Consider the following 21,034-nt stretch of genomic DNA (forward strand, 5'->3'; position numbering starts at 1 on the left):
GCGGCCGATGGCACGCCAGATACAGATTCCAGGGAAACCCACCGATACAGCGGCGCAAAATCGTCGTCTGCACCGCAACAGATTCCCGTCCCCTGAATCTGTCGTGCCGGTGCCCGTTTCCCTAACCTGACTGCACGCTGTCGCCTCGCCGTCGCGAGGCCGCGCAATCGCGAAAGGGAATCGCCATGCGAACGCATCACATCCGGCTCGACGCCGGGCAAAGCCACTTTGCGTGGTTCGACAAGGGCAGCCAGTTGATCGTGCTGGACGGCGCGCTTGCGGTCACGCTGCGCCACGGCAGGCTCGACTGGCTGCCCGACGCGCCACAGCACATCCGCCGCTTGCTCGACGAAGGGGAATGCCTGACGCTCGAGACGGCCGGCCACGTGGCGCTGTCGGCCGGTGGCGTGGGCGCGGTCAGCATGGCCGTCGTGGAACCGGCAAGCCGGAGCGACTGGCTCGTGGCATGGCGCGCGATCCTGCGCCGGTTGTCCGGGAGGATGCGCGGCGGCCATCGTGTACACGAGCACTCGTGAAATGGAAACCTGCCGTGGTGTCATGGAGGAGCGTCACGCCGCGCCGCATCAGCCGATGGAGATCCGGCGCGACCCGGTAGGGCCGTGCTCATGCGGATCGACCGACCTTGACCACCGGCGCAACCGCCGCAGCGCGCCTCTCGCATGCGGCGGTCACCGCATCACCGCACGCTTCTGCGCCGTTCGAACCACTCGAATATCGCCATCCCGGCCAGCATCGCGACGACGAACGCGATCCCCTTCGCCGACCCGAAGCCGATCGACACGATCGCGGGCCCCGGGCAGAACCCGGCGATCCCCCAGCCGATGCCGAACACGGCACTTCCGGCAACCAGGCGCACGGTGATCGCCCGCAGGGCCGGCAACTGCATCGGCAGGCCGAGCCATGACCGCGTCCGGCGCTTCGCCCATGCGAACGCGAACACGGCCACCCCTGTCGCGCCGGCCATCACGAACGCGAGCGATGGATCCCAGCGGCCCGCCAGGTCGAGAAAGCCGAGCACCTTCTGCGGATTGGCCATGCCCGACACAATGAGGCCGATGCCGAACAGCAGCCCCGCCAGAAACGCGAATCCTGCCTGCATGTCAGCCTCCCAGCACGTGCCGTCGCACGAATACGGTCGCGAAGCCCGCGACCATGAAGACCGCCGTCGCGACCACCGAACGCAGCGCGCCCCGCGACATCCCGCACACGCCGTGACCGCTCGTGCAGCCCCCCGCGTACCGCGTGCCGATTCCGACCAGCAGCCCGGCCGCCACCAGTTCGAACCAGCCCGCATCGACCTGCGGCGTCAGGCTGTTCCCTGCGACGCGCATTGCAAGCGGTGCCGCGACCAGCCCGGCGACGAACGCGGCGCGCCAGCCGCGCTCGCCGGCGCGTGCCGTGAGCAAGCCGCCGACGATGCCGCTGATGCCCGCAATCCGGCCGTTGAACGCGACGAGCCACGCGGCGGCGAGCCCGATCAGCACGCCGCCGGCCAGCGACAGCCACGGCGTGAAATGAAGCGCATCAAGCTGCATCGCGCCGCCCCTTCGCGGCCGGGCCGCAGAACTGTTCGTACAGCACGCCCATCACCGCGATCGCGGCGGGGCTGTCGAGCGAGTAGTGGATGTTCTTGCCGTCGCGGCGCGTGCGGACCAGCGCGTTGTCGCGCAACACGCCGAGCTGCTGGGACAGCGTCGGCTGACGGATGTCCAGCGCTGCCTCGAGATCGCTCACGCAGCGCTCACCCTGGGACAGCTCGCAGAGCAGCATCAACCGGTCGGGATTCGACAGCACCTTGAGCAGCGCGCAGGCCGATTCGGCGGCCGCGCGCATCTGGTCGGGTTCCGGAAACCCGGCGGAAAGATCGTCGTTCATCGGCACTGGGAGACAATTAAAAAATCAATATTATATTGATTTATATAATGTTGCATCTCCCTGTCTGCCGATGGGTGGCCTTGCGCCCTCCTTTGCTCAGGCGCGCTCGCCCGCCATCGTCTTCGCGGCGGGCACGCGCGCCGCACCAGCACGAACCGCGCCGAGCGCGAGCACCGCGATCGCCGCGATCACGCACGGAGCCGCGACGACCGCAAACGCGGTCGACAACGGCACGCCCATCGCCAGCATCGCACCGCCCGCCATCGATCCGACGACCGAGCCGCCGCGGCCGATCCCGTTCGCCCAGCTCACACCGGTGGTGCGGCACTCGGTCGGATAGAACGCGGCCGACAGCGCATTGGCGCCGACCTGTGAACCCGACACGCAGAAACCGGCCGCGAACACGGCGAGCGCGGCATCCCACGGCGACGCGGCAACCACGCCGATCGCCGCGACGAACACGCCGGCCGCCGCGTAGCTGCAGGCCAGGACGCGATGCGGGTCGAAACGGTCCATCAGCCAGCCGAGGACGATCGCGCCGAGCGTGCCGCCGACCTGGAACATCGCGGTCACGTGCGCGGCCGTCCGCAGCGTCGCGCCGGTCGTGCGCAGCAGCGTCGGCAGCCAGCTGGACAGCAGGTAGATGACCAGCAGGCTCATGAAGAACGTGAGCCACAGCAGCAGCGTGCCGCGCAACAGGTCGGGGCCGAACAGGCGGCCAAGCGGCGATCCGGCCGGCTTGCCGGCGGGCGCGGTGAACGACGCGTTCGCAAGCCGGGGATCCGGCGCGATGCGGCCCAGCATCGCTGCGATCCGCGCGGAAGGCGCATGTCGATTGACGAGATAGCGCACCGATTCCGGGAGCCGCCACGCGAGCACCGGCAGGAGCAGCAGCGGCGCCGCGCCGCCGACGACGAGCACCGCGCGCCAGCCGTGGTGCTCGATCAGCGCAGCGGCCGCGAGCCCGCCGAGCGCGGAGCCGATCGTGAAGCCGCAGAACATCGTCGTCACCAGCAGCGAACGGCGCCGGGCCGGGCAGTACTCGGACGTCAGCGTGATCGCATTGGGCATCGCGCCGCCGAGCCCGAGCCCGGTCACGAAACGCCACGCGATCAGCTCGGTCAGGCCGCCCGCGCTCGCCGACGCGGCACTCGCGATGCCGAAGCACGCGACGCATGCGAGCAGCAGGCGCTTGCGGCCGAACCGGTCGCCGAACGGCCCGAACAAGAGCGCGCCGGCCATCAGCCCCGCGAGCCCCGCGCCGAACACCGGGGCGAGCTGCGCGGGCGACAGGCCCCATTCCGCGCGGATGACGGGGGCGATGAAACCGATCGAAGCGGTATCGAAACCGTCGATCGCGACGATCAGGAAGCACAGGACGACGATCGCGGCCTGAAACGGCGCAACGCGATGCCGGTCGATCCATTCGCTGACGTCGATGGACAGCGTATCGGTCATGGTGATGTCTCCTCCAGGAAGGCGGTCGCGCGTCGTGTCGTTGAATTGCGCGCCGCCGGAATCGGGCTCGCCGAGCTGCGTCACGCAGCCGGCGTCAGGCAGTCCTCCGCGCGCCAGCCGTGCAGCCAGTCGAGCGCGTCGTAGAACTGCGCCTGCGTACGGCCGACCCAAAGCCCGTTGCGCACCAGCCGCTCGACGCCCTTCGCGTGATAGATCCGCCCCATCTCGCGCGCCGAATACAGCACGCGCGCGGTGCGCGGAATCCGCACGCGTTCGTACAGCGCGAACGCGGCCTCGAAATCGCCGTCGGCCTGAGCGACGGCCGCGCCGAGCGTCACCGCGTCCTCGAGCGCCTGGCACGCGCCCTGCGCAATGTATTGCGTCATCGGGTGCGCGGCGTCGCCGAGCACCGTCGCGCGGCCCTCGCTCCAGCGCTCGACCGGATCGCGGTCCGCGGTCGCCCAGCGCTTCCACGACGTCGGCCGGTCGAGCATCTGCTTCGGCAGCGGATGAATGCCGTCGAAGTACGACAGCACCTCTTCCTTGCTGCCCTCGCGCACGCCCCAGGTTTCCTGCTCGCGGCTGTGGAACGTGACGACGAGGTTGTACTGCCGCCCGCCGCGCAGCGGATAGTGGACGAGATGGCAATGCGGGCCGGCCCACACGACCGGCGCATTGATCTGCAGATCCTTCGGCATGTTGTCGACGTCGACCACCGCGCGATACACGACGTGGCCCGTCACGCGATGCGCATCGCCGATCAGCGCCTGGCGGATCGCGGATTTCACGCCGTCGCAGCCGATCACCGCATCGGCGCGATAACGTTCGCCGTGCTGGTCGGTCACGGTCACGCCGTTGCCGTCCTGCTCGAACCCGCACACCTGCGTGCTCGTCCGGAACTCGATCAGCGGATGGTCCTTGACCGCCTCGTAGATCGACAGGTGAATGTCCGCTCGATGAATCACCGCATACGGATTGCCGAAGCGCTCGCGGTACGCGGCGCCCGTATCGATGCGTGCAACCTCGCGCGCATCGACCGCATCCATCAGTTGCAGCCAGTCGGTGAACACGGCCCGGCTGCGCGCGGCCTCGCCGACACCCAGCGCATCGAGCGCGTTGAACGCGTTCGCCGCGAGCTGAATCCCCGCGCCGATCTCGCCGATCTGCTCCGCCTGTTCGAGCAGCTTCACGCGGATGCCCTGGCGTGCGAGCGCGAGCGCTGCCGCGAGCCCGCCGATGCCGCCGCCGATCACCAGCACGCGCCGGCCGTTGTCTTGTGTCTCGCCCATCTTTGTCTCCTGCTTCGTGTTACGCGACGTAATCCGGTTGCCGCTGCGGCTGCGCCGCGTCGAACGCCGGCTCGTGCCGTGCGTATTCGTACACCGCGAGGCTGCGGGGATACGCGCTCAGGTCGCAATCCATCCGCAGCGCGTTCGCGACCTGCGGCACGAGGCACACGTCGGCCAGCGTCGGCGCGTCGCCGAAGCACCACGGGCCCTCGTCCGCGCGCGCGAGCAGCCGCTCGACGCCGGCCATCCCTTCCGCGACCCAGTGCCGGTACCACGCAGTCTTCTGCTGCGGCGTGACCTTCAGCTCGCTGTCGAGATAGCGCAGCACGCGCAGGTTGTTGACCGGATGAATGTCGCAGGCGATCAGCGCCGCGAGTTCCAGCACGCGCGCACGATGTCGCAGTTCGAGCGGAATCAGTCGCGGCGTCGGCTGGATCTGGTCGAGGTAATCGACGATCGCGAGCGACTGGCCGAGACCGAAATCGCCGTCGACCAGCGCCGGCACCGCTGCGGACGGGTTCACGTTCGCGACGTAGGCCGCGTCGCGATGCTCGCCGGTGCGGATGTTCACCGGCAGCGTGTCGTAGGGCAGCCCTTTCAGCGCGAGCGCGATGCGCACCCGGTAGGAGGTCGAACTGTTGAAGAAGCTATGCAGTTGCACGATGTCGCCTTTCGGGGAAGATGCGTCAGACCACGCGCACGGCCAGTTCGCCGAGCCGCTCGACGCCGACCTTCATCACGTCGCCCGCGACCACCGCGCCGACACCTTCCGGCGTGCCCGTGAAGATCACGTCGCCCGGTTCGAGGCGGAAGAACTTCGACAGGTCGGCCACCGTTTCCGCGACCGACCAGATCAGGTGCGACACGTCGCTTTTCTGCTTCGTCGTGCCGTTGACGGTCAGCCACAGGCCGCCCTGTTCGAAATGGCCGACGTCGCTCGCCGGATGCACGGGGCCGATCGGCGCCGAGCGGTCGAACGCCTTGCCGATCTCCCACGGCCGGCCCATTTCGCGCATCTTCATCTGCAGGTCGCGACGCGTCATGTCGAGGCCGACCGCATAGCCCCACACATGGTCGAGTGCGTGCTCGAGCGGAATGTCCGAACCGCCCTTGCCGATCACCGCGACGAGTTCGGCTTCGTAGTGATAGTTCTGCGTCTGCGACGGATACGCGAGATCGAGCGTTTCGCCGTACGCGACCGGCACGATCGAATCGGCCGGCTTGCAGAAGAAGAACGGCGGCTCGCGATCGGGATCGAAGCCCATTTCACGCGCGTGGGCCGCGTAGTTGCGGCCGACACAATAGACGCGGCGTACCGCGAACCGGGCATCGCTGCCGGCGACGGGGAGCGCCACGGGCGCTTCGGGCGGAAAAACGAAAGTCATCAATGGCTCCAGCGTAAACATGAGTGAAGGGGTCGCGCCGCGCCGGCGGCGCGCGGAAAACGGAATCCTTGAACGCTGCCGGCGTCAGTCGCGCGCTTCGCGCAGCAGGTTCAGCGCGGACAGCACGGGCCGGTCGGAATAGCTGAACAGCACGCTGTCGGACGACGCCGACAGCCGCACCGGCGCCCACGACGGCACGACGAAGATGTCGTGCGGCTCGAATTCGAATGCGTTGCCGCCGATGAACGCGGTGCCGCTGCCCTCGACGACGCAGTAGATCGTCGCGTCGGTGCTGCGGTACGTGCGGCCGTCGAAACCGGCGGGCAGGAACTGCATGAAGGTGGCGATCGTCGGCATCGGCCAGCCGCCCGTCGCGGGATTCACATAACGCAGCTTCACGCCGTCCCACGCATCGAGTTCGCCGTTCCGGTACAGCACGTCGAGCGCCTCGCGGGTGCGTGCGTACGGATAACTGAACACCGGCGACGTCGGATCGCTCGCGCGATGCCGCACCGGCACCATGTTGTGACCGAAGCGGGCGAGGCTGTCGCCTTCCGGGCGATTCACGGGCTGCACGGCTTCCGGGTAGTTCTCCGCGAAGCCCGCGTCGAGGTGCGCGACGAGCGGAATGTCGAGCCCGTCGAGCCACACGACCGGCTCGCCGCCCGCTTCCTCCGACGGGTTGCCGTGGTCGTGCCAGGCCCACGACGGCGTGATGATGAAGTCGCCCGGATGCATCGTCGTGCGCTCGCCGTTCACGGCCGTCCACGCGCCGCGCCCTTCGACGATGAAGCGCAGCGCCGACTGCGTATGCCGGTGGCTTGGCGCGATCTCGCCGGGCAGGATCAACTGCAGCCCCGCGTACAGGCTCGGCGTCATGCTCGACTTGCCGGGCAGCCCGGGGTTCTCCAGCACCAGCACGCGGCGCACGGCTTCTTCCGCGCTGATCACGCTGCCGGCCTGCATCACGAGATCGCGCACCTGCGCGTACTTCCAGATCGCGGCCTGCGCGGCCGGCTGCGGGGTTTTCGGCACGAGGTTGTGCAGCGATTCCCACAGCGGTGCGAGGCGTTGCTCGGCGATCCGTGCGTAGTAGGCGGCGCGCGACGCGTCCGGGTGGGTCGTCATGATGTCTCCTGGAGTCGGCCGATCGGCGTCGGCGCTATGTCGGGTCGGGGACCGTACTGCAGTCCGTCAGCAGATTTATATTCGACCCAGACATACCCAGTAAAATGGTCAAATCATCTAATCCATATCATTCTGGATATACCTTCTAGCGACGAGGCATGCGATGGACTGGACCCACCGGCTGCGACTGCGGCATCTGCAGGTACTGTTGAGCCTTGCCGGCACCGGCAATCTGAGCCAGTCGGCGGTGGCGCTCGCGACCACGCAGCCCGCGCTGTCGAAATGGCTGAAGGAACTGGAAGAGGACGTCGGGCTGCCGCTGTTCGAACGGCATGCGCGCGGGCTGCGGCCGACCTCCTACGGCGAAGCGCTGATCGAGCATGCGCGTCGCGTCGAAGCGCAGCTCGACGTCGCGCGCGACGACATGGCCGCGCTGCGGGAAGGCGGCAGCGGCCTCGTGACGATCGGCACGTCAGGCGTCGCGGCGGCCGACACGGTGCCGCTCGCGGTATCGCAACTGCTCAAACGGATGCCGCGCGCGCAGGTGCGGCTCACCGAGAGCACGATGAACCAGCTGATGCCGCAGCTCGCGCGCAGCGAACTGGACATCGTCGTGGGCCGCTCGGGTTCGACATCCGTCGATCCGCTGCTGCATGCCGAAGCGCTGTATGTCGATCCGGTCGTGTTCGTCGCGCGGCCCGGTCACGCGCTCGCCGGTGCGGCGTCGGTCGGCTGGGACGACGTGCTCGCCTGTTCGTGGATCGTGTGGCCGTCGGGCACGCCCGTGCACAACGCGCTCGAGACCGCGCTGACGGCCGCCGGCCGCGTTCGGCCGCCCCACTGTGTCGAATCGAATTCGTCGATCCTCAACCTCACGCTGCTGAACAACAGCGACCTGCTCGGTGTCGCGTCGTATCGTGCCGCGCAGCGCTTCGCGCAATTGAACGCGATCCGGATCCTGCCGATGCAGCTCGAAGGCCAGGGCGCGGTGTCGATGTACTGGCACCCCGACAGTGCGAATCGCGCGGCGGTGGCCGCGACGATCGAGTGCCTGCGCGCCTGTGCCGCGCCGCAGGTGGGCGGATGGGAGAAAGTGACGACGGAATGAATGACGCGGCCCGGTGTCAACCGGGCCGCGATGTTGCGATGTTGCGATGTTGCGATGTTGCGATGTTGCGATGTTGCGATGTTGCGATGTTGCGATTCCGTAATTCCGCGATGCGTCACGCGCCGTCGCAGGAGGCCGTGCCGTCCAGCATCAGCGTACCGACCCGCGCGGGCACGAGCGGCGTGCGCGGTACCGGCGGCGTCCAGCCGAACAGTGCCTGCGCAGCCGCACCGCACACGCGGCCCTGGCATGCGCCCATCCCGCAACGCGACTGCAGTTTCGCGGCCGTCCAGCCCGGCGCTTGCGCGACTGCCTCGAAACGCACGTCTTCGCAGCGACACAGCAGCGTATCGGGCCGCGCCAGCCGGCGGATCGGTTCGCGGATCGCAAACCGCTCGCGCACGGCGTCCGCGAACGCCTGCCAGTGCGCGCGCCGCTCGACGAGCGCCGCCAGCGGCGCCGTCTGCCCGGTTGCCGCATGGCCGGCAATCTCGCCTTCGACCATCGCCAGTTCGCTGCCGCCGACACCCGTGCACTCGCCGGCCGCCAACACCCCGTCGCGGCTCGTACGCTGGTGCGCATCGACCGCTACCGCGCCGTTGTCGATCCGGCAGCCGAGATGGCTCGGCAGCACCGTATTCGGCACGAGGCCGAAACCGCACGCGAGCCGGTCGCAGTCGACGTCGAACTCGCGGTCGCCGTGCCGGATCCGCACGCGCTCGAGCCGCTTGTCGCCGAACGCCTCGACGACGTGCGCATCGGCCCGGTACGCAGCCGTGACGAGCTTCACGGCCTGCGCGAGCTTCGACGGCCAGCGCCACAGCCCGGCGCCGAAGCCGGCCACATCGCCCCAGCTTGCCTGTTCGAGCACGTGCGACACGCGCGCACCGGCCTGGCGGGCCGTCGCCGCGCTCGCCAGCAGCAGCGGCCCGCTGCCCGCGATCACCGTGCGCTGCCCGCGCACGTCGAGGCCGTACTTGACCAGCGCCTGCAGGCCGCCCGCACCGGTGACGCCCGGCAGCGTCCAGCCCGGAAACGGCAGCAGCAGTTCGCGTGCGCCGCAGCAGAGAATCAGCGTCCGGAAATCGAGCAGCAGCCCGCGTTCGTCGTCTTCGAGCAGCAGCGTGCTCGGCTGCGTTTCGGCGACGATGCGCGTCGCCGCGAGATGCGTGACGTTCGGCTGCCGCAATACGGCGAGCCGCTCGGTGGCGACCGGCGCGGGCGTGGCCGCTGCGCCCTGTCGCCAGATCTGCCCGCCCGCGCGCGGGTTGTCGTCGACGATCGCCACCGTCGCACCGCTTCGTGCGGCGGCCCGCGCGGCCGACGACCCGGCCGGGCCCGCGCCGACGATCGCGATGTCGACGCTCAGTCGTTCCTGTTTCATCGCGTGCGCTCCACCTGCATCCCGTCACGGCACAGCGTCTGGCAAGCCAGCCGGCGCCGCCCGTCGATTGTCATCCTGCACTCCTGGCAGATGCCCATCCCGCAAAACGGCGCGCGCGCCGCGCCCGTGCACGACACGCGCGTCGTGTCGTCGCCGCTCGCCGCAATGGCGGCCGCGACGGTCACGCCGTCGGCCACCGCCAGCGCGCGGCCGTCCAGATGAATGATCATGTCAGCCTCCGCGGGGCCGCCCCAAGGAGGCTGACGGCCTCCTCGGGGGGCAGCGAACGAAGTGAGCGTGGGGGTCGTTTCATGTCAGCCTCCGCCGGGCCGCCCCAAGGAGGCTGACGGCCCCCTCGGGGGGCAGCGAACGAAGTGAGCGTGGGGGTCGTTTCATGTCAGCCTCCGCCGGGCCGCCCCAAGGGGGCTGACGGCCCCCTCGGGGGGCAGCGAACGAAGTGAGCGTGGGGGTCGTTTCATGTCAGCGCTCCGGCTACAAGGGACGCGGTCAGGAAGCGTCCCGGCAAATACGGTTCGATATCGATGGGCGGCCGCTCGCCGGCCATCAGCGCGGCGACGAGCCGCGCGCTGCCCGGCGCGGTCGTCACGCCGAGCCCTTCGTGCCCGACCGCGAGCCACACGCCCGGCCGTGCCGGGTGCTCGCCGAGCAGCGGCAGGCCGTCGGGGCTCGCGGAACGGAACCCCGTCCATGCACGGATGCCGTTCAGGTCGGCCAGGTCCGGCAGATAGCCCACCGCGCGGCGCAGCATGCGCGCGAGCACGGGCGGCTCGACTTGCGCGTCCTCGGTGTCGAACTGGCGCGACGAGCCGATCAGCAACTGGCCGGTCGGCCGCGGCTGCACGTTGAACGCGACCGACGTGCCGTCGCTCGCATGCGCGCTCGCCGCATAACCCAGCTCGACGAGCTGGTGCGACACCTGGCCCGGATAGCGGTCGGTAATCAGCAGATGGCCCTTTTTCGGGCGCAGCGGCAGTTCGGGCAGCAGCGTGCGCGCCGCAACGCCGTTCGCCACGACCACCCGCTCCGCGCGCAGCGTGTCGCCGCTCGCGAGCGTCACGCTCGGGCCGTCGACCGCGACGGCGCGGTCGCGCCGCAGCGTGATGCGCGGCGCGCGCTGCAGCAGCCAGTTCGCGGTGACGGGCGCATAGAGGATCGCGTCGCCTGGAATCTTCAGCGCACCGCCGAGGCCCGCGCGCAACATCGGCTCCAGTTGCGCGAGCGCCGCCGCGTCGACCAGTTCGCCGGTCACGCCGTGCGCGGCGAGCGCCGCCTGCTTCGCGCGCGCGAGATCCATCTCGTGCGCATCGGCCGCGAGCCACAGCGTGCCGCAGTTGCGGTACGCGCAGCCTTCGGGCATCTCGCCGCTCAACGCGCGCCACAGTTCGATCGAGTAATGGCTCAGCGCGAGTTCGGCCGCGTTGTCGTCCATCGCGACGAGGTGCCCCATGCCCGCGCCGGTCGCCCCGCCGCTCGCGTCGTCGACGACGAGCACGCGCAGCCCGCGCTGCGCGAGTTCGTGCGCGCACGCGGCGCCGACGATGCCGGCGCCGATCACGACGACATCCGTCTTCGCGTCGCTCACGGCGCGATACCCCAGCCGAATGGATCGTCTTCCTCGATCAGGAGCGTCGCTTCCGCGCTCAGGTACGCACTGCCGCGGATCGTCGGCACGATCCCGCCGTCGGCTTCTTCGTAGCTCGCGTGGAACACGCTGCCGATCACGCTCGCCTGCCGCCACACGACGCCCGGCGCGAGCTTGCCGTCCGCCGCGAGGCACGCGAGCTTCGCGCTCGTGCCGGTGCCGCACGGCGAACGGTCGTACGCGAGGCCCGGGCACAGCACGAAGCTGCGGCTGTCGTGCTCGGGATCGTCGGCGAACAGCTCGATGTGGTCGATCTCGCCGCCGTTCGCGCCGGTGATGCCCGCGCGTTCGAGCCCTTCGCGCACGGCCGACGCATACGCGGTGAGCGCCGCGACGTTGTCGCCGGCGACGCGCTGCCCGTGGTCGCTGATCAGGAAGAACCAGTTGCCGCCCCACGCGATGTCGCCCTTCACGGGGCCGTAACCCGGCACGTCGAGCGCGACGCCCTTCGCATGGCGATACGCGGGCACGTTGCGCACGCTGACCGACAGGTCGTCGTGCAGCGTCGCCTCGACGGTACCGACCGGCGTTTCGATCCGGTGCACGCCGGGCGCGATGCGCCCCATATGGTGGAGCGTGCGCACGACGCCGATCGTGCCGTGCCCGCACATCCCGAGATAGCCGCTATTGTTGAAGAAGATCACGCCGGCCGCCGCATCGGGCGACACGGGCTCGCACAGCAGCGCGCCGACCAGCACGTCGCTGCCGCGCGGCTCGAGGATGCATGCGGTGCGGTAGCGGTCGTGCTCGCGCGCGAGCACGTCGCGGCGCTCGGCCATCGTGCCGCTGCCGAGTGCGGGGAAGCCGGACACGACGAGCCGAGTGGGTTCGCCGCCCGTGTGCGAATCGATGATCTGGATGCGCTTCATCATGAGCCGTCCGAAGTGGGGAAAGGAGCATAGCTTCCTCCGTCGCGCGTCCGTCCGCTTGTGGCTTTTCGATGAGGACGACGACGAAATCGGCATAGTGCGAGGCGCCCTTCGCGCCCCTGCCGGCCGCTGTGCCGATTTCGTCATTTTGCTCCGCGATACGACTCAAGCGTGATGGGCATTTGCGCGGCGATACTGGTTGCCACACCGACACACCCGTCGGCCGACCGATACGAACGTAGGAGATTTCAGTGAGCCGCAAAGCCATTCAATGGACCGGGGTTTTCCCGGCCGTCAGCACCCAGTTCAAGCCGGATTTTTCCCTCGACATCGACGCCACCCACCGCGTGGTGAAGAACCTGGTGAACGACGGCGTGTCGGGCCTCGTGGTCTGCGGCACGGTCGGCGAGAACACGTCGCTGTCGACGAGCGAGAAACTCCAGGTGATCGAGGCCGCCCGCGACGCGGCAGGCGGCAAGATTCCGGTGATCGCCGGCATCGCCGAATTCACGACCGAATTCGCGCGCAATACGGTGCGTGAAGCGCAGCGCGTCGGCGTCGACGGCGTGATGGTGATGCCCGCGCTCGTCTACTCGGCGAAGCCGCATGAAACCGCCGCGCACTTCCGCGCGGTCGCGACGAGCACCGACCTGCCGGTGATGGTCTACAACAACCCGCCGATCTACAAGAACGACGTGACGCCCGACGTGCTGATCGCGCTGCAGGATTGCGAGAACATCGTCTGCTTCAAGGATTCGTCGGGCGATACGCGCCGCTTCATCGACCTGCGCAACGCGGTCGGCGATCGCTTCGTGCTGTTCGCGGGCCTCGACGACGTCGTGGTCGAGAGCATCGCCGTCGGCGCCGAAGGCTGGGTGTCGGGCATGTCGAATGCGTTCCCGAAGGAAGGCGAGACGCTGTTCCGCCTCGCGAAGCAAAAGCGTTTCGACGAAGCGCTCGCGCTGTACCGCTGGTTCATGCCGCTGCTGCACCTCGACGCGCGCCCCGACCTCGTGCAGTGCATCAAGCTGTGCGAAGAGCTGGTCGGCCGCGGCAGCGCGATCACGCGCCCGCCGCGCCTCGCGCTGCAAGGCGACACGCTCGCGGAAGTGAAGGCCATCGTCGCGAAGGCGCTCGAAACGCGCCCGGCGCTGCCCGACGTCGGTCTCTGATCGACTTCCCCAGCGGCGGCTTGCAGGCTTTCCCCCTGCGCGCCGCCGTCTCCGGTCCGGCATGGCCTGCGGGCCCGTTCGCCCCGGCGCCCGCCTGCGCCGCGCGTGAACGGCCCGCGGCCCGCCCCGGTCGTTCGAACCGGGCGACGCCGGCCGGCAGGCGTGCGCCGCTGCTCCGTCGGAGCGCGGCGCATTCGACGCCTGCACCGCCATTCCCCCAGGAGACAAGCCCATGCCAGGCCAAGGCAACGCACACCCGTCTGTCCCGCTTTCCCGTTCCGCGCACCCCGACGCGGGTCACGGCAAGTTCAAGAAACAGCTGTCGCTGACCGATCTCACGTTCATCGGTCTCGGCGCCATTTTCGGTTCGGGGTGGCTGTTCGCCGCGAGTCACGTCTCGACGATCGCGGGCCCGGCCGGCATTTTCTCGTGGCTGCTCGGCGGCTTCGCGGTGCTGCTGCTCGGCATCGTCTACTGCGAACTCGGCGCCGCGCTGCCGCGCGCGGGCGGCGTGGTCCGCTACCCGGTGTTCTCGCACGGCCCGCTGCTCGGCTACCTGATGGGCTTCATCACGTTGATCGCCTTTTCGAGCCTGATCGCGATCGAGGTCGTCGCCGCGCGCCAGTACGCGGCCGCGTGGTTTCCTGGCCTGACGGTCGAAGGATCGAGCGACCCGACCACGCTCGGCTGGCTCGTGCAGGCCGCGCTGCTGTGCTTCTTCTTTTACCTGAACTATTCGAGCGTGAAGACGTTCGCGAAGGCGAACAACATCATCAGCGTCTTCAAGTTCATCGTGCCGCTCGCGGTGATCGGCGTGCTGTTCACGTTCTTCAAACCCGCGAACCTGACCGTGCACGGCTTCGCGCCGTTCGGCATGCCGGGCATCGAGATGGCCGTGTCCGCCGGCGGCATCATCTTCGCGTACCTCGGGCTCACGCCGATCGTGTCGGTCGCGAGCGAGGTGCGCAATCCGCAGCGCACGATCCCGATCGCGCTGATCCTGTCGATCCTGCTGTCGACGCTGATCTACGTGCTGCTGCAGCTCGCGTTCATCGGCAGCATCCCCACCGCGATGCTCGCCGGCGGCTGGCACGACATCAGCAAGGCGTTCACGCTGCCGTACCGCGACATCGCGCTGGCACTCGGCGTCGGCTGGCTCGCGGTGATGGTCGTCGCCGACGCGATGATCTCGCCGAGCGGCTGCGGCAACATCTACATGAACGCGACGCCGCGCGTCGTCTACGGCTGGGCGAAGACGGGCACCTTCTTCAAGGTGTTCACGCGCGTCGACGAAGCGTCGGGCATCCCGCGCGCGGGCCTGTGGCTCACGTTCGGCCTCGCGATCTTCTGGACGATGCCGTTCCCGTCGTGGGAAGCGCTGATCAACATCGTGTCCGCCGCGCTGGTGCTGAGTTATGCGGTCGCGCCGGTCTCGGTTGCCGCACTGCGCCGCACCGCGCCCGACCTGCCGCGGCCGTTCCGTGCGGTGGCATTCGGCATCACCGGCCCTGCATCGTTCGTGATCGCCGCGCTGATCGTCTACTGGTCGGGCTGGAGCACCGTGTCCTGGCTGCTGGGCCTGCAGATCGTGATGTTCGTCATCTATCTCGCATGCCGGCGCTGGGTGCCGACCGCGCACCTGAGCCTCGCCGAACAGGTGCGCTCGTCCGCGTGGCTGATCGCGTTCTATGCCGCGATGATCGTGCTGTCGTATCTCGGCGGCTTCGGCGGCACCGGCCAGCTCGCGCATCCGTACGACACGGTCGTCGTCGCGGCCGTCGCGCTCGCCATCTACTACTGGGGCGCCAACACCGGCGTGCGCGCCGACAAGCTGCAGCTCGACGACGACGAGGACTGACGCCCTCCCGCCATTTCCCATGATCCCTGCGGCCGGGCGCACCACGCCCGGCCCCTGCTTTTTTCCGAGGAAAACCATGCAACTCACAGGTCAGCTCCTGATCGGCCAGTCCGCCGTCGCCGGACAGAACGGCACCCTCCACGCGATCGCCGCCGCCACCGGCGAACGGCTCGAGCCCGCCTTCGGCGGCGCGAGCCTGCACGACCTGGAGACGGCCTGCGCGCTCGCCGACGACGCGTTCGACATCTATCGCGAAACGTCGCTCGAAGCACGGGCCGCGTTTCTCGACGCGATCGGCCGCCACATCATGGCGCTCGGCGACGACCTGATCGAGCGCTGCGTCGTCGAAACGGGCCTGCCGCGCGCGCGCATCGAAGGCGAGCGCGGCCGCACGGTCGGCCAGCTCGCGCTGTTCGCGTCGCTCGTGCGCGACGGCGGCTTTCTCGACGCGCGGATCGATCCGGCGCGCCCCGAACGCAAGCCGCTGCCGCGCGTCGACCTGCGCCTGCGCAACGTCGCGGTCGGGCCCGTCGCCGTGTTCGGCGCGTCGAATTTCCCGCTCGCGTTCTCGGTCGCCGGCGGCGATACGGCGTCGGCGCTCGCGGCCGGCTGCCCGGTGATCGTCAAGGCGCATTCGGCGCACCCCGGCACGTCGGAACTCGTCGGCCGCGCGATCCAGCAGGCCGCGCGCGAATGCGGGATGCCGGCCGGCGTGTTCTCGCTGCTGTTCGACGCATCGCGCGAGATCGGCCAGGCGCTCGTCGCCGATCCGCGCATCAAGGCCGTCGGTTTCACCGGCTCGCGCCGCGGCGGCGTCGCGCTGATGCACATCGCGGCCGCGCGCCCCGAGCCGATTCCCGTCTACGCGGAAATGAGCTCGATCAATCCCGTGCTGCTGTTTCCCGCCGCGCTCGACGCGCGCCACGACACGATCGCGCCGCAGTTCGTCGCATCGCTCACGCTCGGCGCCGGCCAGTTCTGCACGAATCCGGGCCTCGTGCTCGCGGTCGACGGGCCCGCGCTGCGCGCGTTCGAAGCTGCGGCGGCCGATGCCGTGCGCGCGGCAGCCGCGCAAACGATGCTGACACCGCACATCCACGCGAGCTACGCGCAAGGCGTCGCGGCGCTGCGCGGGCACGATGCGGTCGAACTACTGGCGGAAGGCGTCGAGGGCGGTCGCTACCAGGCCCGCGCGGCGCTGTTCGCGACGTCGGCCGACGCCTTCATCGCACGCCCCGAACTGCGCGAAGAAGTGTTCGGCCCCGCTTCGCTGATCGTGCGCTGCGCGGACGCCGACACGCTGCATCGCGTGCTGAAGTCGCTCGAAGGCCAGCTGACGATCGCCGCGCACCTCGCCGACGACGACGCAGCGCTGTTCGCCGCGCTGCGCCCGACGCTCGAGCGCAAGGCCGGCCGCATTCTCGTCAACGGCTTCGGCACGGGCGTCGAGGTCGGCCATGCGATGGTGCACGGCGGCCCGTTCCCGGCGACGTCCGACACGCGTACGACGTCCGTCGGCGCACGTGCGATCGAGCGCTTCCTGCGCCCCGTGTCGTATCAGGACCTGCCGGATGCGTTGCTGCCGGACGCGATCCGCAACGGCAATCCGCTGAACGTGCCGCAACGCATCGACGGCGTGCCCGCGCCGCGCGAGGTGAACCATGTCTGAGCAAACCGCCGAAGTCGTCCTGTCGCTCGATGAAGTCCACGCGCTCGCGCTGCGCGTGCTGACGCACCACGGCATGTCCGACGCCCATGCCCGGGCCATCGCCAACGTGATCACGCAGGGCCAGCGCGACGAATGCCATTCGCACGGCGTGTACCGGCTGCTCGTCTGCGTGCGTTCGCTGAAGAAGGGCAAGGTCGATCCGCAAGCCGTGCCGACGCTGCGCCGGCTGTCGTCGTCGATCGTCGCGGTCGACGCGCATCGCGGCTTCTCGCTGCTGAGCTTCGAAACGGGCCTGCCGGTGCTCGTCGAGATGGCGAAACAGCACGGCATCGCCGCGATGACGATCAACCATTGCTACCACTTCTCCGCGTTGTGGCCGGAAGTCGAGGCGATCGCGGCCGAGGGGCTGGTCGGCATCGCGATGAATCCGAGCCATAGCTGGGTCGCGCCGGAAGGCGGCAGGGAGCCCGTGTTCGGCACGAACCCGATCGCGTTCGCGTGGCCGCGCCCGGGCGGCGTGCCGTTCGTGTTCGACTTCGCGACGAGCGCGATCGCACGCGGCGACATCGAGCTGCATGCGAAGCAAGGCAAGGCGATCCCCCCGGAATGGGCGATCGACGCCGATGGCCGGCCGACCACCGATCCAAAGGCCGCGCTGCAGGGCGCGATGCGCACGTTCGGCGGTCACAAGGGATCGGCGCTCGCGGCGATGGTCGAGTTGCTCGGCGGCGCGCTGATCGGCGACATGACGAGCCGCGAGTCGATGGACTTCGACGAAGGCGTCGGCGCGACGCCGTGCCATGGCGAACTCGTGATCGCCTTCGACCCGAAGGTGTTCCTCGGCGACGATCTCGACACGGGGCTCGCGCGCGGCGAGCGGATGTTCGAATCGATCGTCGCGCAGGGCGCGCGGCTGCCGTCGCAACGGCGCTTCGACGCCCGCGCGCGCAGCATCGCGAACGGCGTGCGGATTCCGAAGGCGCTGTACGACGAGATCCTGACGCTGCTCGACTGATCGCCCGCGCACGGGGCCGGATCGCGCGGCGATCACCGATCGATGCGCGGCCCGGCACCTCCCCGCCCGGTCGCGCGGCCGTTCCGCGGCCCCCGGCACGTTTTACGCCGGGCACGCCTGCGGCGCCGGTTGCCGGCCCCGCGGGCGCCACGCCCGCGGCGGCTGTGGGATAATCGCCGGGTTTGCCCAGGGCGCAGCTCAAGAGGTTGTTCGCACGGGCGCGAGAGAGGCCCTTATTCCCCGTGCCTCCACCCTTTTCCCGCGATATTTCTTCAGCAACGACAATGCCCACTTACCGTTCCAAAACTTCCACCGCCGGCCGCAACATGGCGGGTGCGCGCTCGCTCTGGCGCGCCACCGGCATGAAAGACGACGATTTCTCGAAGCCGATCATCGCGGTCGTCAACTCGTTCACCCAGTTCGTGCCCGGGCACGTGCACCTGAAGGATCTCGGCCAGCTCGTCGCGCGGGAGATCGAGGCTGCCGGCGGCGTCGCGAAGGAATTCAACACGATCGCGGTCGACGACGGCATCGCAATGGGCCATGACGGCATGCTGTATTCGCTGCCGAGCCGCGACATCATCGCGGATTCGGTCGAATACATGGTGAACGCGCACTGCGCGGACGCGATGGTCTGCATCTCGAACTGCGACAAGATCACGCCGGGGATGCTGATGGCCGCGATGCGGCTGAACATCCCGGTGATCTTCGTGTCGGGCGGCCCGATGGAAGCCGGCAAGACGCGCCTCGCGAACCCGGTCACCAAGACCGTCGAACTGAAAAAGCTCGACCTCGTCGACGCGATGGTGATCGCGGCCGATCCGTCGTATTCGGACGCCGACGTCGCCGAAGTCGAACGCTCGGCCTGCCCGACCTGCGGTTCGTGCTCGGGCATGTTCACCGCGAACTCGATGAACTGCCTGACCGAAGCGCTCGGCCTGTCGCTGCCCGGCAACGGCACGGTGGTGGCCACGCACGCCGATCGCGAGCAGCTGTTCAAGCGCGCCGGCCGCCGGATCGTCGAGCTCACCCGCCAGCACTACGAGCAGGACGACGAACGCGTGCTGCCGCGCTCGGTGGGTTTCAAGGCGTTCGAGAACGCCATGACGCTCGACATCGCGATGGGCGGTTCGACCAACACGATCCTGCACCTGCTGGCGATCGCGCAGGAAGCCGGCATCGACTTCACGATGAAGGACATCGACCGCCTGTCGCGCGTCGTGCCGCAGCTGTGCAAGGTCGCGCCGAACACGAACAAGTACCACATCGAGGACGTGCACCGCGCAGGCGGCATCATGGCGATCCTGGGCGAGCTCGACCGCGCCGGCAAGCTGCACACCGACGTGCCGACCGTGCACGCGCCGTCGCTGAAGGATGCGCTCGACCAGTGGGACATCGTCCGCACGCAGGACGATGCGGTCCGCACGTTCTACCTGGCCGGCCCGGCCGGCATCCCGACGCAGGTCGCGTTCAGCCAGGACACGCGCTGGCCGAGCCTCGACCTCGACCGCGCGGAAGGCTGCATCCGCTCGTACGAGCATGCGTTCTCGAAGGAAGGCGGCCTCGCCGTGCTGACGGGCAACATCGCGCTCGACGGTTGCGTGGTGAAGACGGCCGGCGTCGACGAGAGCATCCACGTGTTCGAAGGCTCGGCTCACGTGACCGAATCGCAGGATGAAGCGGTCGAGAACATCCTCAACGACAAGGTCAAGGCCGGCGATATCGTGATCGTCCGCTACGAAGGCCCGAAAGGCGGCCCCGGCATGCAGGAGATGCTCTACCCGACCAGCTACATCAAGTCGAAGGGGCTCGGCAAGGCATGCGCGCTGCTGACGGACGGCCGTTTCTCGGGCGGCACGTCGGGCCTGTCGATCGGCCACTGCTCGCCGGAAGCCGCGGCGGGCGGCGCGATCGGCCTCGTGCGCGACGGCGACAAGATCCGCATCGACATCCCGAACCGCACGATCAACGTACTCGTGTCCGACGAAGAGCTGGCGCGCCGCCGCGAAGAGCAGAACGCGAAGGGCTGGAAGCCTGCGCAGCCGCGTCCGCGCAAGGTGTCCGCGGCGCTGAAGGCCTACGCGAAGCTGGTCATGTCCGCCGACAAGGGTGCCGTGCGCGACCTGTCGTTGCTCGACGACTGACGCGAGCAGCACCGCCGGCTGCCCGCCACGCGCAGCCGTTCGGACTGGGGGCAGGACAATCCGCCCGCGCCGCTGTGGAAGCCGCTCTCCGGAGCGGCTTTTTTTCGTCCGGCGCCCGGGAATCCCCGGCGCCGGCGACATCAGTGACGGAAATCCTCGGGGCCACCGCCTCCGCCACCACCGTGGTTACCGCCACCGTTTCCACCACCTTGCGGCCGCGCATAACCGCCGCCGCCCCCGCCTCCCTGACGCACCGGCGGCGGCATCGGACGCCCCTCGCCTCCCTGGTGCACCGCCGGCGGCATCGGACGCGCGTCGCCACCCGGCGCGGGCGGCGGGCGCAGCACGGCCGGCGGCGGGCCAGCCGGACGCGCGTTGCCCGCCCCGCCCGGCATCGGTGAAGGCGCCGGTGCTGCCGGCGGCGGTGTGCGGATTGCGCCGTTCCAGCCGCCGCGTGCAGCCGACGGCCGCGCGTCGTGCACGGGCGGCGGGCCGCCCGGCGCAACCTGCATCGGCCCGCCCGGTTGCGGACGGCCTTGTCCCGGCGGCATGCCTCCGGGGCCGAGCCGCGGTTCCGGACGATGCGCCCAGCGATCGCGGTCGTGATACCACGGACGGTGCCGGTAATAACGATCCCAGTACGCGGCGATCGCGAACCCCGTCACCGGAACCCCGATGATCGCGCCGTATTCGAGCAACGGCACGTAGCTGCCCTGGTACGGATACTCGAGCAACTGCGCATCGATCCAGCCGCGCACACCCGGCAGCGCGACGTCGCACCACGAGTAGTCGCTCAGGCAGCCGAAGACGTCCAGCGCCGTGTCGGGCGGAATCTGCGCCACCACCGGATAGTCGGGCGCCGGCCCCGCAAACAGTTCGGCCGGCGAGTTCGTGTAGGCGCTGCTCTGCGCATCGGCGACGCCCGGCGCGGCCGCGAGGCCGAGCAGGACGGCGTACAGACTTCGGACAATCGTATTCCTCATGATGCTCTCCCGC

20 protein-coding genes are annotated in these 21,034 nt (G+C 69.3%); 7 read left to right on the forward strand and 13 right to left on the reverse strand.

What is annotated here, in order from left to right:
* Positions 1-185 precede the first annotated feature (185 nt).
* On the forward strand, positions 186-536 hold the full coding sequence (locus VK92_RS23230; protein WP_048021775.1) for a hypothetical protein: 351 nt from the start codon (positions 186-188) through the stop codon (positions 534-536).
* Positions 537-697: 161 nt separating this feature from the next.
* Here the strand turns inward: VK92_RS23230 and VK92_RS23235 are convergent, their stop codons facing one another.
* From VK92_RS23235 to gtdA, 8 genes are all read right to left on the reverse strand, one after another.
* Entirely contained in the window at positions 698-1,120 is a 423-nt protein-coding gene (locus VK92_RS23235) for a DUF6691 family protein (RefSeq protein ID WP_021156655.1), read from the reverse strand.
* Between the two features lies 1 nt (position 1,121).
* Positions 1,122-1,556 carry a YeeE/YedE family protein gene (locus VK92_RS23240; RefSeq protein WP_021156656.1) on the reverse strand — a complete coding sequence of 145 codons (435 nt, stop codon included), beginning with the start codon at positions 1,554-1,556 and terminating at the stop codon, positions 1,122-1,124.
* Entirely contained in the window at positions 1,546-1,896 is a 351-nt protein-coding gene (locus tag VK92_RS23245) for an ArsR/SmtB family transcription factor (protein ID WP_027791347.1), read from the reverse strand. The genes VK92_RS23240 and VK92_RS23245 overlap by 11 nt, the downstream gene beginning before the upstream one ends.
* A gap of 96 nt (positions 1,897-1,992) precedes the next feature.
* On the reverse strand, positions 1,993-3,354 hold the full coding sequence (locus VK92_RS23250) for an MFS transporter (RefSeq protein WP_048021772.1): 1,362 nt from the start codon (positions 3,352-3,354) through the stop codon (positions 1,993-1,995).
* Positions 3,355-3,434: 80 nt separating this feature from the next.
* A complete protein-coding gene (locus VK92_RS23255) occupies positions 3,435-4,643 on the reverse strand; it encodes a 3-hydroxybenzoate 6-monooxygenase (protein ID WP_048021770.1) in 1,209 nt (402 codons plus the stop codon).
* 19 nt (positions 4,644-4,662) lie between these two features.
* Positions 4,663-5,304: a maleylacetoacetate isomerase gene (gene maiA / locus VK92_RS23260; RefSeq protein WP_048021768.1), complete on the reverse strand. Its 642-nt coding sequence runs from the start codon at positions 5,302-5,304 to the stop codon at positions 4,663-4,665.
* Positions 5,305-5,329: 25 nt separating this feature from the next.
* Entirely contained in the window at positions 5,330-6,028 is a 699-nt protein-coding gene (locus tag VK92_RS23265; RefSeq protein WP_048021765.1) for a fumarylacetoacetate hydrolase family protein, read from the reverse strand.
* Positions 6,029-6,112: 84 nt separating this feature from the next.
* Positions 6,113-7,156, reverse strand: coding sequence for a gentisate 1,2-dioxygenase (gene gtdA, locus VK92_RS23270; protein ID WP_048021763.1), 1,044 nt, complete (start codon positions 7,154-7,156; stop codon positions 6,113-6,115).
* Between the two features lie 163 nt (positions 7,157-7,319).
* Here gtdA and VK92_RS23275 point away from each other — a divergent pair, with 163 nt between their 5' ends.
* Positions 7,320-8,264, forward strand: coding sequence for a LysR substrate-binding domain-containing protein (locus VK92_RS23275; RefSeq protein ID WP_048021761.1), 945 nt, complete (start codon positions 7,320-7,322; stop codon positions 8,262-8,264).
* A gap of 115 nt (positions 8,265-8,379) precedes the next feature.
* On the opposite strand, the gene VK92_RS23280 is transcribed toward VK92_RS23275, so the two are convergent.
* The 4 genes from VK92_RS23280 to VK92_RS23295 all read right to left on the reverse strand — a co-directional run bounded on the left by VK92_RS23280 (position 8,380) and on the right by VK92_RS23295 (position 12,180).
* Positions 8,380-9,648 (reverse strand): NAD(P)/FAD-dependent oxidoreductase, encoded by a 1,269-nt coding sequence (locus tag VK92_RS23280; RefSeq protein ID WP_048021759.1) that lies wholly within the window; start codon positions 9,646-9,648, stop codon positions 8,380-8,382.
* On the reverse strand, positions 9,645-9,878 hold the full coding sequence (locus tag VK92_RS23285) for a (2Fe-2S)-binding protein (RefSeq protein ID WP_048021757.1): 234 nt from the start codon (positions 9,876-9,878) through the stop codon (positions 9,645-9,647). The genes VK92_RS23280 and VK92_RS23285 overlap by 4 nt, the downstream gene beginning before the upstream one ends.
* A 245-nt stretch (positions 9,879-10,123) precedes the next feature.
* Complete coding sequence (locus VK92_RS23290) at positions 10,124-11,251, reverse strand: NAD(P)/FAD-dependent oxidoreductase (protein ID WP_048021756.1); 1,128 nt, start codon at positions 11,249-11,251, stop codon at positions 10,124-10,126.
* Positions 11,248-12,180, reverse strand: a complete 933-nt coding sequence (locus tag VK92_RS23295; RefSeq protein WP_048021933.1) for a 4-hydroxyproline epimerase — start codon at positions 12,178-12,180, stop codon at positions 11,248-11,250. Before VK92_RS23295 ends, VK92_RS23290 begins: the two co-directional genes overlap by 4 nt.
* A 251-nt stretch (positions 12,181-12,431) precedes the next feature.
* Here VK92_RS23295 and VK92_RS23300 point away from each other — a divergent pair, with 251 nt between their 5' ends.
* The 5 genes from VK92_RS23300 (at position 12,432) to ilvD (ending at position 20,038) form a co-directional block, all read left to right on the forward strand.
* On the forward strand, positions 12,432-13,352 hold the full coding sequence (locus tag VK92_RS23300; protein ID WP_011547925.1) for a dihydrodipicolinate synthase family protein: 921 nt from the start codon (positions 12,432-12,434) through the stop codon (positions 13,350-13,352).
* Positions 13,353-13,584: 232 nt separating this feature from the next.
* Entirely contained in the window at positions 13,585-15,210 is a 1,626-nt protein-coding gene (locus VK92_RS23305) for an APC family permease (protein ID WP_048021752.1), read from the forward strand.
* A gap of 76 nt (positions 15,211-15,286) precedes the next feature.
* Positions 15,287-16,879: an aldehyde dehydrogenase (NADP(+)) gene (locus tag VK92_RS23310; RefSeq protein WP_048021750.1), complete on the forward strand. Its 1,593-nt coding sequence runs from the start codon at positions 15,287-15,289 to the stop codon at positions 16,877-16,879.
* Positions 16,872-17,894 carry an Ldh family oxidoreductase gene (locus tag VK92_RS23315; protein ID WP_021156669.1) on the forward strand — a complete coding sequence of 341 codons (1,023 nt, stop codon included), beginning with the start codon at positions 16,872-16,874 and terminating at the stop codon, positions 17,892-17,894. The genes VK92_RS23310 and VK92_RS23315 overlap by 8 nt, the downstream gene beginning before the upstream one ends.
* Before the next feature lie 284 nt (positions 17,895-18,178).
* Positions 18,179-20,038 (forward strand): dihydroxy-acid dehydratase, encoded by a 1,860-nt coding sequence (ilvD, locus tag VK92_RS23320; RefSeq protein ID WP_042972837.1) that lies wholly within the window; start codon positions 18,179-18,181, stop codon positions 20,036-20,038.
* Positions 20,039-20,178: 140 nt separating this feature from the next.
* Here the strand turns inward: ilvD and VK92_RS23325 are convergent, their stop codons facing one another.
* Positions 20,179-21,021: an SH3 domain-containing protein gene (locus VK92_RS23325; protein ID WP_048021749.1), complete on the reverse strand. Its 843-nt coding sequence runs from the start codon at positions 21,019-21,021 to the stop codon at positions 20,179-20,181.
* Positions 21,022-21,034 lie beyond the last annotated feature (13 nt).

The sequence above is a fragment of the Burkholderia sp. LK4 genome (assembly GCF_001043615.1).
GTDB lineage: Bacteria > Pseudomonadota > Gammaproteobacteria > Burkholderiales > Burkholderiaceae > Burkholderia > Burkholderia cepacia.